At 60.8% G+C, this 11,133-nt stretch carries 8 protein-coding genes; 2 read left to right on the top strand and 6 right to left on the bottom strand.

Features of this window, described 5'->3' with window-relative positions:
• Positions 1-410 precede the first annotated feature (410 nt).
• A complete protein-coding gene (locus tag AC0L2U_RS21210) occupies positions 411-1,415 on the bottom strand; it encodes an acyltransferase family protein (protein WP_128289549.1) in 1,005 nt (334 codons plus the stop codon).
• Positions 1,416-1,644: 229 nt separating this feature from the next.
• Between AC0L2U_RS21210 and AC0L2U_RS21205 the strand changes: the two genes are divergently transcribed.
• Together AC0L2U_RS21205 and AC0L2U_RS21200 are read left to right on the top strand one after the other, a co-directional pair.
• Complete coding sequence (locus AC0L2U_RS21205) at positions 1,645-3,285, top strand: sulfatase-like hydrolase/transferase (RefSeq protein WP_127807755.1); 1,641 nt, start codon at positions 1,645-1,647, stop codon at positions 3,283-3,285.
• A 317-nt stretch (positions 3,286-3,602) separates the two neighbouring features.
• Positions 3,603-3,971 (top strand): helix-turn-helix domain-containing protein, encoded by a 369-nt coding sequence (locus tag AC0L2U_RS21200; protein ID WP_127807756.1) that lies wholly within the window; start codon positions 3,603-3,605, stop codon positions 3,969-3,971.
• Between the two features lie 22 nt (positions 3,972-3,993).
• On the opposite strand, the gene AC0L2U_RS21195 is transcribed toward AC0L2U_RS21200, so the two are convergent.
• The 5 genes from AC0L2U_RS21195 to hisS all read right to left on the bottom strand — a co-directional run bounded on the left by AC0L2U_RS21195 (position 3,994) and on the right by hisS (position 10,762).
• Entirely contained in the window at positions 3,994-5,097 is a 1,104-nt protein-coding gene (locus AC0L2U_RS21195; RefSeq protein ID WP_128289546.1) for a calcium:cation antiporter, read from the bottom strand.
• A gap of 69 nt (positions 5,098-5,166) precedes the next feature.
• Entirely contained in the window at positions 5,167-6,939 is a 1,773-nt protein-coding gene (locus AC0L2U_RS21190) for an AMP-binding protein (protein ID WP_473602617.1), read from the bottom strand.
• A gap of 328 nt (positions 6,940-7,267) precedes the next feature.
• Positions 7,268-7,966 (bottom strand): ATP phosphoribosyltransferase, encoded by a 699-nt coding sequence (gene hisG / locus AC0L2U_RS21185; protein WP_292693972.1) that lies wholly within the window; start codon positions 7,964-7,966, stop codon positions 7,268-7,270.
• On the bottom strand, positions 7,963-9,084 hold the full coding sequence (locus tag AC0L2U_RS21180; RefSeq protein WP_473602615.1) for an ATP phosphoribosyltransferase regulatory subunit: 1,122 nt from the start codon (positions 9,082-9,084) through the stop codon (positions 7,963-7,965). Before AC0L2U_RS21180 ends, hisG begins: the two co-directional genes overlap by 4 nt.
• 181 nt (positions 9,085-9,265) lie before the next feature.
• The gene (hisS, locus tag AC0L2U_RS21175; RefSeq protein WP_473602614.1) at positions 9,266-10,762 is read right to left on the bottom strand and encodes a histidine--tRNA ligase; all 1,497 of its coding nucleotides are present in this window, start codon (positions 10,760-10,762) and stop codon (positions 9,266-9,268) included.
• Positions 10,763-11,133 lie beyond the last annotated feature (371 nt).

Genomic DNA, 11,133 nt, shown 5'->3' with positions numbered 1-11,133 from the left:
TATCCCGCGTGGCGGGGGGGCGCCTGTGGGGGTGGCCCCCCCTGGCCGCTTATTTTCGATTTCTCCTTCTGTCTGTCTCTGTATAAAACCCACCCGGGGGGCCCCCCCCCCCCCCCCTTCGTGCTTGGCATAATGGAACCGCCAAGTCTTCTATTCCCCAATGACGACTTAAATAGGCTCGGCCTTAGATGGCAACTTTGTGCAGCATCGCTGACGTTGCGACCAGCTTTGCCATTTCTTGAACCGGCCATTGCATGAGTGCCGCAGATTGATTGGGACCGTAGACGGGCGCTGAGCTTGCTCGGATGCTCGGTTGCAGTCGTGTATGTGCTTTTCCGTGATCGCGTAAGTGAAGCTCCGGATTTTCAGGTGTTGAAGCCGCATTTGCGTAGGGCGACGGATAAGCCGGATTAGGCCATTGCGAAGCGATTTCGCCGCCATGACTGAAACGGCTTTTCGACGAAGGTCCAAGACAGTGCGGCGATCGCAAGCGAAAGTACAAGCGTCACGACAAGGACCATGCGCCAGTCGTTGGTGTACATCAACGCCGCTCTGGAAATCGGATAGTGCCATAGATAGACCGAATACGAGATGATGCCGATATAGACGATCGGCCTCCATGCAAAAGCACGGGCTATCATCGTTTCATTGTTGAGCAGCGACACGACGAGGCCGGCCGACGCCATGTCGATAAGCGGTTGCAGATAGGCGGTCGATACAGGCTCTTGTGTTGCCACGAACGCAAGAACCACAAGCGCACCCAAAGACGACAGCCCTACGATATTGGCGTGCCGACCCTTGAGGCTGATGCCCGAAACAGACACTAATGCGCCCAACAGCAGACCAGAGAGCCGAGTGTCGAAACGGAAAGCAGTCATCTCGAACTCGGTGTAGTGATAAGCATTGCCCAGCCGCCAAAGCGTTGCCACGACGAACGCTATCGCAAGCGCCTTGATCCTTGACCTTTGGGCGAGCTTTGCCAGCCCCAGCACCGCCATCGGCCAGATCAGGTAGAAATGCTCCTCGACCGCAAGCGACCATGTGTGACCAAGCAGGGGAATGACGCCATGGAGCGCACTTACATAGTCCGCGAGATACAGAATCGAGATAGCGACGATCAGCCCAATAGGGACGTCCGGCCAGAATAGCGGCCCGATTATCAGGGCTGCGGCAAGCAACATAACAAGGGGCGGCATCAGCCTAACTGAGCGGCGCAGCAGAAACGCTCCGATCGCGATGGTGCCCGTACTGTCGGCCTCTCGCATCAAGAGCGACGTGATCAAAAATCCGCTCAAGACAAAGAAGATGTCAACGCCGATGAAGCCGCCAGGCATCCATGGGCTCTGGGAGTGATGCACGACAACCAGCATCGCGGCGAGTGCCCTGACGCCGTCTAAAGCTGGATTTCGTATCACTCAAGCATTACTCCCGCCAAGAAGACTTTAATCCTACCTTAGAACATCACGGCGGACCAGCCTTCTATGGCTGTCCGGCACCCTAAAAGGCAGGTTGCTTTCGCCCTACGACATTAGCTTTTTCTAACTTAACAGATCGTTCAATGAGGAAAAATTTTCTGCATCTCCTTAGTATAGTTTTAAATGGTTCTCGATATTCACTTCGGACATCACCGTTCGAGTGCAAGGCATGCGCGGAATTCCTGCGGTTTCTTCCAGGCCAATCGCTTCATTGGTTAGCGCAGCGACGGTGGGCTCGCTCACCTGGCTCGTATCGCTAATCAATCTCTCGGAGAAAAGGCTGCTTGTCATCCTTGGCCTTTGCGCTCTGTGGGCGCTTCTGTTGCTGGATTGTCAGCAAGGCGCCAAGACAGATCAGCCAAGACGCAGGTGGTTCAGCATCTATCTATCGCTCATCCCCTGCTTCCTGTTTCTTTTCTATGTCTATCTTGAAAGCGTTTTCGGCTATTTCGATTGGGCCGCGATGTTCATGCATGTCGGTGCCGGGGTTCTTACCCCCGGCGTCGTTCTTGAATGTTTGATGAACACCGGAAACACGATACTGGTCATCTTGGTCGTGCTTCTCGGTCTCGGCGCGCTAAAGGCGCGCGGCACACTGACAAGGAGATTAGACGTCGCCCTGATGGCGTTCTTCCTGGCGGCAAACCCGATGCTGACGCGCCCGATCGCGGCGGCGGTCCATCTCAACCCGCTGCATGATTTCCTGTCCAAGCACTTCGTCGATATTACCTCGTTGACGAAACCGGCCGCGGGGGCGTCCGTGACCGCCGTGCCGAAGAACCTCATACATATCTTCATCGAGAGCGCCGAACGCACCTACATGAACGAGGCGACGTTTGGCGATGTCATGGGTCCGCTGCTCGAATTCGACAGGCGTAGCCTCTCAGCGACCAACATGGTGCAGCTGGCCTACACCAACAATTCCATCGCGGGCATGGTCGCCGCGAATTGTGGAACGCCGCTGCTGATGTCGTATTTCACAACCCGCGAGTATCTGGAGGAGAATTCGCAGTTCCTGCCAGGCTTGACCTGCTTGGGCGACGTCCTGAAGTCGCGGGGCTATCGGCAGAGCTTCGTTTCCGGTTGGCCACTCGGCTTCACCGGTCAGGGGGCATTCTATGCCACCCATGGCTACTCATCGCTTTTTGGGGGATCGGAAGTCGTCGCTGCCGTCGCCGGGTCTGGCAGCACTTTTGGCGCCAGCGACGCCCAGGTTCTGGATATGAGTTTCGACATTTTGCGGCGCGCGCAGCGAGACGGCAAACCGCTCGCGCTGACGATCGCCGTCAGTGGTGGGCACGCGATGGACGGCTATCTGACGGACAAATGCATCGGCAAGACCGGACTTTCTCCGCAAGCCCCCAATATTCTCCATGCCGTCAAATGCACGAACATGCTCATCGCGGACTTCATTCACAAAGCCGAGGCAGAAGGGCTGATGGCGAATACCGTTCTGGTGCTGCAAAGCGATCACCTCAGCGCGCCGAGCACGGTGACGGATCAGTTGAACAGGTTTGAAAGACGCAACTTTTTCTCCCTGTCGGGCGATGGCATTCGCCCCCGCACATATACCGGACTTTCGAGCGTGGTCGATATATTCCCGACTATTTTGGACGCTCTAGGCGTGCCGCTCCCGAATGGCAAGGCTGCATTTGGCGTCTCGCTGCTCGGGGATCGACCGACAATGGTCCAAGCGCTTGGGCAGTCCCAATTCGATGACGCGATCTATGCCGACGATGTTCTCGTCAGATCATTCTGGCAACTGAAGCCGGCACGGACGGCTGCGGCGTCCGAGGCTGAACCTCGCTAATGCGAAGCACATGCCGGCTGAGCACTCGACATCGGTTCGCCTCTTAGTGCTCCCCGTATTGAAACCGGACGTTCCACGATGTGCATCCAGCCGTCGGCATCATCCCCTCGCGGGTCTTGTTGTCGTCAAGGCTACCCGGACCAGCCGTCCCGATTGCCGTCACCTCAGTAACCCGACCGCGCGGGAAAGGAACTTCGAAGCCATTGCAGGATTGACTGGAGCCGCATGTCCTTCAGTCTCCGGAACCGTGCTAGAGATTGCTACCGATTGAATAGCGCCTGCTGTTTCGAGGTCCCCCCTGCTGGTTCGAGGTCCCATTGACGAAACGGTTATCGGATTTCGACATTGGCTTGCTGCTGACACTCGACGCGCTGTTGAAGCACCAGAACGTCACCCATGCGGCGTCGAGATTGAACATTACCCAATCGGCCTTGTCGGCCCGCCTGACGCGTCTGCGTCAATTGCTGAACGACCCCCTCTTCACAACGGCGGCGTCTGGACGGGGAATGATCCCGACGCCTCACGCTCCTAGGAACTTCAGCGGCTTGCCGGTCACCGTCACCGGCAATTCGGCGCGGAAGCGGAAACGTCATCTCAGGCAAAGGGCGGTCGTCTGCAGCTCGCTGTCGGCTTCCAGGCTGATGAACCCAAGCAGTCCGTTGGCGGCTGCCTCGTGCCGCATCTAATTACCAGCCTGGGCCAAAGTTTTCATGGTACAAATATAAGAAATATATATGTAAGAAATACCACGATATGGACAGCGCCCGTCAAGAATGTTGTTCTTTCAGTGCTAAAACTCACATTGCATATGAAGAGCGCTAAAATCAAAAGCACTGTGTCAGTCGCTGGAAGCCCCAGGGTTAACCCTCTTCCCGTCAGCAGGCTGGCGGCTGCGACCGCCGGTATGGTCAAACCAATTGTGGCGCAAGCGGAACCCATCGCGACATTCAAACCGCGTTGCAGCTCATTGTTGAGTGAAGCGCGAACCGCGGAAATTGCCTCTGGCATCAAAACCAGCCCGGCGATCAATGCCCCCACAATGCTGTCAGCCTGTGTCACCTGATAGGCAACGAGCGTATCCTCGACGCTTGCGGCGACCTGCTCGGCGAGCATGACAATGCCAATCAGCCCGATCAAAAGCAGCAATGCGCCGGCAAAGACGCTTTCGTGAGGGGCAGTCCGCAGCGAAACACCGTGGGCCTGCCCTTCGACAAAGTCTTCTCGGTGGCGGACAGTCTGCGCGAACACAAAACTTGCATAAAGCAGCACCGAAAGCACGCTCACAAAGCCAAGTTGAGCTGCCGAAAATGTGCCCGGCCCCGTAGCTTGTGTGTAGGTTGGCAGAATAAGCGTCATGATGGTCAGCGCGATCAGAACCGCGAGATATGCGCTGGTCCCTTGTCGAACAATTGCCTGCTTGCGATGACGCCAGCCGCCAAGCGCGAGACAGGTGCCGACGACGCCGGTGGATGCAATCATCACTGTTGAAAAGACAGACTCACGTGCAAGCGTAGGGTTGTTCTCTCCATGCAGCATCATGGAAACGATGATCGACACCTCGATTGCCGTCACGGCAAAAGTCAGCACCAATGTGCCGTAGGGCTCTCCTACACGCCGAGCCACCGCCTCGGCGTGGTCGAGGACCACGAAAATGGTGGTGAACATAATCGCACTCGAAAGCGCTCCGACGAGTATCCTGGCGCTCAGCGAACCTTCGTCTGCCGACAGCCCGCCGGCTCTGACGGCGACAGCCATCACCAAAGCGGCCAGCGGCATCGCATATGAAGTCATCGAACGTCCGAAACCGCTCATGCAAGCCCCTGCGCGCTGCTGCGAACCGTGGCTGCATTCGCGCACCGACAGATCGAAGCGTTCACCCGTTCACGCCGTCTTCTGCGTCACCAACCCCAGCTCCTCCACCATCGCCTCGCGCATCAAAAACTTCTGCGGCTTGCCGGTCACCGTCATCGGCAATTCGGTGCGAAAGCGTATGTGGCGCGGGATCTTGTAGTGGGCGATCTGGCCGGCGCAGAAGTTCTTGACCTCCTGCTCGGTGGCAATCTGGCCGGGCTTGAGTACGATCCAGGCGCACAGCTCCTCGCCATATTTGGCGTCGGGAATGCCGAACACCTGCACCTCCTTGACCTTTGGATGGCGGTAGAGGAATTCCTCCACCTCTCTGGGATAGACGTTCTCGCCGCCGCGGATGACCATGTCCTTGACCCGGCCGACGATGTTGCAATAGCCCTCGGCGTCGATGGTGGCGAGGTCGCCGGTGTGCATCCAGCCGTCGCTGTCGACCGCCTCGCGGGTCTTGTCGTCGTCGTCCCAGTAACCGTTCATCACCGAATAACCGCGCGTGCAAAGCTCACCCGGTACGCCGACCGCAACGGTAGCGCCATCGGCATCGACCGCCTTGACCTCGACATGGGGGTGAATGCGCCCGACGGTCGAGACGCGCTTTTCCAAGGGGTCGTCGACGCCGCTCTGGAACGACACCGGGCTGGTCTCGGTCATGCCGTAGGCGATGGTCACCTGTTCCATATGCATCAGCGACACCACCTTCTTCATCACCTCGATCGGGCATGGCGAGCCGGCCATGATGCCGGTGCGCAGGCTGGAGAGATCGAAGGCGGAAAAATCCGGATGATCCAACAGGGCGACGAACATGGTCGGCACGCCGTAGAGCCCGGTGCAGCGTTCCTGAGCCACTGCCTTCAGCGTGGCGCCGGCGTCGAACCCTTCTCCCGGGAAAACCATGGTGGCGCCTTTCGAGACGCAACCCATCGTGCCCATCGACATGCCGAAGCAGTGGTAAAGCGGCACCGGGATGCACAGCCGGTCGTCGACGGTCAGCTTGATCGCCGAAGTGACGAAATTGCCGTTGTTGATGATGTTGTTGTGGGTCAGCGTCGCGCCCTTGGGGGCTCCCGTGGTGCCTGAGGTGAACTGGATGTTGATGGCCTCGCCCGGCTTCAGCTTCTCCGAGATGCGGTCGAGGCTGTCATGCTCGTCACGCCCGGCCATGGCCAGCACGTCGCCGAAATTGAACATGCCGGGCGAATTCTCATCACCCATGCGGATGACGATCTTCAACGCCGGCAGTTTTTGCGCCTTGAGCTTGCCCGGCGTGGCCTTCGCGATCTCGGGTGCCAGCGTCTCGATCATGCCGAGATAGTCTGACGTCTTGAACTTGGCAGCGGTGACCAGCGCCTTGCAGCCGACCTTGTTCAGCGCATAGTCGAGCTCGGTCAACCGATAGGCGGGGTTGATGTTGACCAGGATCAGGCCGATGCGGGCGGTGGCGAACTGCGTCACCAGCCATTCCCAGCGGTTGGGCGACCAGATGCCGACGCGATCGCCCTTTGCCAACCCCAGCGCCAGGAAGCCGGCAGCCAGCGCGTCCACCGTGTCCGACAGTTCGCTCCAGGTGAAGCGCTTGTCCTGGTCGACGAAGACAGCGGCGTCGAGCGTGCCGTATTTGCTGACGGTGTCGGAAAACAGCGCGGGGATGGTCTTGTCGAGCAGCGGCACGCTGCGTTCGCCAGAGACATGCGCCCTGTTGTCGACGGGTGCGACGAAGACACCGCCAGCGCGCGCTCCGGGTCCGCGCAAATTGCTGGCGTTCTTCAGCTTGTCGAGATTGACCGGCATCGCTCTCTCCTCCCGGGACTAAGTGCGTCGCGCTGAAACAGAATCATGCGACGCGTTCTAGGTCCTTGCTTTTATGCATGTCGTTTTCCTAAAACCGAGATCACTTTGGGCGACATGCATTAGCCGAGCCTATCAGCCTGCCGGAGTGGAGGAAATCCCGCCGATGGTCGAGGCAGGGCAACGATCCGGTCAACGATGCTCCGGAGCTTCGCGTTGGTTGACGAAGCCCAAAACGCAAAAACCCGCCTGGGCGGCGGGTCACCGGCGCAAATCAGCACCATGGGCAAAAATGTAGCATAGCTGCCCTCACCGGTCAAGGAAATAATTCCTATCCGACCGCAGCCGCCATCTTCGCCGCGATGTCGCGCAGGACCGCTTCATCGGCCGCCGCCCGTGTCTTCTTCGACGCCACCAGACAGGCCTGCGAGCGAAGGACGAGGCCATCGCCCAGCACCTTGAGATGATTGGCGCGTAGCGTCGAGCCGGTGGTTGTGATGTCGACGATGACATCGGCCAGACCGGCCGCCGGCGCGCCTTCGGTGGCGCCGAGGCTCTCGACGATGCGATAGACCTGGATGCCGTGCTTCTGCGAGAAGAATTGCTGCGTCAGCCGCCAGTATTTGGTGGCGATGCGCAGCCGCCGGCCATGGCGCTGCCGAAAATCGGCGGCGACGTCGTCGAGATCGGCCATGGTGTCGACATCGAGCCAGATGTCGGGCACGGCAACCACGACATCGGCATGGCCGAAGCCGAGACGGGCGACGATTTCGGCACGGCTCTCCCAGTCGGCGAGGTTTTCACGCACCAAATCCTCGCCGGTGATGCCGAGATCGACGGCGCCCTGGCCGATCTCGCCTGATATTTCGGAAGCCGACAGGAACACCACTTCGACATCATCCAGGCCCTCGACGCGGGCGTGGTATTTGCGCTCGTCGCCGGGCAGGCTGACGGCGAGGCCGGCTTTGGCCAGTACTTCCAGCGCCTGTTCTTTCAGTCGGCCTTTCGACGGGATCGCCAGCGTGATCATGGCGCCGTCTCCCGCAATGCCTCGATGCGATCGAGCCAGACCGAAAAGCCGACGCCGGGGATAGGCGTCTTCGCGCCAAGCAAGGTCAGCAGCCGGTCATAGCGGCCGCCGCCGACCAGCGGCCGGTCGCCATTGTCGGCCGCGATTTCGAAAACCAGGCCGGTGTAGTAATCGAGCGGGCGGCCGAAGGCGGCGTCATAGCGGATTTTATCGGCCGGCAAGCCGTGCGCCTCGATCGCCTTGGCGCGGGCAGCGAACTTTTCCAGCGCGACATCGAGCGACAGCCCGGCGCCGGTGGCGAAGGTCTCCAGTGCCTGGGCCGCGCCATCAAGCGGAACGTCGATCGCCAGAAAATCCTTCAGCGCGGAAAAGGCCTCGCTCGACAGCCGAACGCTGCGCAATTCGGCTTTCTCGATCAGCCGCCGGGCAATGTCGGACGGCGCGCGTCCGGCGGACGCCGACAGGCCCGCCTCTTCCATGCCGCTGGCGATATGGGCGGAAAGACCGTCCAGATCACCGTCGAGGACGAGGGCGGCGACCGGGCCGGAGAGCTGGCTGTTGCGCGGCGGGTTGGCGAGATCGGCGAGTGCCGCCTCAAGCATCGGCGCCGAGCCGAAGGCGCGGGCAAGGCGCATGCGCCAGCCGCGCGGCAGGCCAAGGGCGGCCAGAACCGCCTCGAAAATGGTCTGGTCGCCGAGCGTGATCGCCAATGCCTGGCCAGGCAGCACCAGCGACAGCAGCGCATGCGCATCGGCCACCGAGCGGGCATCGGCTCCGGCGGTATCGCGGTCACCGAGATCCTCGATGCCGGCCTGGAAGAACTCGTTGCCGCCTTCGCGGCGTTGGCGAAACACCTCGCCCAGATAGGAATAACGGCGCGGCGTGCCGGCCTGCGAACTTATGTGATCAAGGCAGACCGGAATGGTGAATTCCGGCCGCAGGCACAATGTCTCGCCGGTCTCGCTTTCGGTGAGGAAGATGCGGCGGCGCAAATCCTCGCCGGCCATGTCGAGGAAGGGGTCCGCCGGCTGCAATATGGCGACCTCGACGGCGTGCGTGTTGCGCGTGGCGAAGAGGTTGGTGATGTCGGTGGAGATGGCGGGGGTGCGGGAGGTCATGGAGCGCCACCTTCCCTTCTCCCCCCGTCGGAGAAGTTGGATCGGCGCGCAGCGCCGAGACGGATGAGGGGTGAGTGACGGAATGAGGCGTTTGCGTTCCCTGGAGCATCCCACATCCGACCTCGCTTCGCGAGGCCACCTTCCCCCACAAGGGGGGAAGGACAAGAGAGGGCTGCGCTCGTCACTTAGACCGTTCCTCAGCCTGCGCCGCCAGGATCTTCCTCACCTCGGAGACCAGTTCGCCCTCCGCCACTGTCACCTGCGCCGGGCGGGCGGCGCGCCATTCGGCGTTGTCGGTGATCTCGGCGGACATGCGCGCGCCTTCGATCAGGTCCTTGATCTGCAGCTCGCCCTTGGCGCGCTCGTCGCCGCCCTGGATGATGGCGACCGGGCAGCCGCGGCGGTCGGCATATTTGAGCTGCGCCTTCATGCCGGCGCCGCCGAGATACATTTCGGAACGGATGCCGGCGGCGCGCAGCTCCGCCACCATCTTCTGGTAGCGGCCGAGGCTGTCGGTGTCCTTGTCCATCACCAGCACGACGACAGGCGCGATCACGTCCGAGGCGTCGAGCTTGCCGAGGTTCTTCAGCGCCGTCATCAACCTGGAGACGCCGATGGAAAAACCGGTCGCCGGCACCGGCTCGCCACGAAAGCGGGAAACAAGGCCATCGTAGCGCCCGCCGCCACCGACCGAACCGAAGCGCACGATCTGGCCGTCTTCGTTGGGGATTTCGGCCAGAAGCTCGGCTTCGAGGACGGGGCCGGTGTAGTATTCGAGGCCGCGCACGACGGAGCGGTCCATGGCAATACGGTCCTCGCCATATCCTGCCGCCCTGACCAGCGCTTCAATCGTGGCGAGTTCGCCGACGCCTTCCTGGTAAATGGCGTTCGAACTGACCATGGAATCCTGGCCGGCCTGTATGGTCCTCGCAGTCGCGAGAAGAACCGCCTCGGCTTGCCCGTTGTTCAACCCGGCGCCCTTGGCGAAGTCGCCTTCGCCCTCCCTGCCGCCGTCCCAGCGGCCCGGGCCAAGCAAAAGCTTCACGCCTTCCGGCCCGAGCTTGTCCAGCTTGTCGATCGCGCGCAGGACCGTCAGCCGGCGGCCGCCATTCTCCTCACCGCCGAGGCCGATCGCCTCCAGCACGCCATCCAGCACCTTGCGGTTGTTGACGCGGATGACGTAGTCGCCGCGCTTGATGCCGAGCGCTTCCATGACGTCGGCCATCATCATCGCCATCTCGGCGTCGGCGGCCACGCCCGGCGTACCGATCGTGTCGGCGTCGAACTGCATGAACTGGCGGAAGCGGCCGGGGCCTGGCTTCTCGTTGCGGAACACCCAGCCGGAGCGATAGCTGCGGTAAGGCTTGGGCAGGCGCTCGTAATTCTCGGCGACGAAACGGGCCGTCGGCGCGGTCAGGTCGTAGCGCAGCGACAGCCACTGGTCGTCGTCATCCTGGAAGGAGAACACGCCTTCGTTCGGCCGGTCCTGGTCGGGCAGGAATTTTCCGAGCGCGTCGGTGTATTCGATCAGCGGCTGGTCGGCCGGTTCGAAGCCATAAAGCTCATAGACCAAGCGGATCGTCGCCATCATCTTCTCGACGGCGCGGATGTCCTCGGCGCTGCGGTCGGCAAAACCGCGCGGCAGTCGCGCTTTCGTCTTTTCCGATTTGTCGGCCATGAGCTGGTGTCTTTTTTGCTAAGTAATCGATGACATATTGCGAGTGGGCGTGTCCTAACCGAAGCGGCGAGGACCAGCAAGGGTTTGCACCCTCTCTACGAGGTGGCTAGGAACAGTTCGATAGCTTTGCAAGTACAGCGCCGCCCCTCATCCGCCTGCCGGCACCTTCTCCCCGTATAGTGACGGGGAGAAGAGAGCTGAACGCGGACTCGGGCATTCTTCTTGCAACCTGGACGACTAGCGAAACCATCGACGAGGGCGTCCTTCTCCCCGTCGCTATACGGGGAGAAGTGCCCGGTGTCCGAACCGGATAGATAGGTAACAGAATGGACTGATTAGATGGGTGACAGTTTTCTTGTCCGCCGGGAGGA

This window comes from Mesorhizobium sp. WSM4808, from assembly GCF_055811675.1.
Note: the sequence above shows the minus strand (reverse complement) of the source record. Positions and strands in the feature narration are given on the sequence as shown.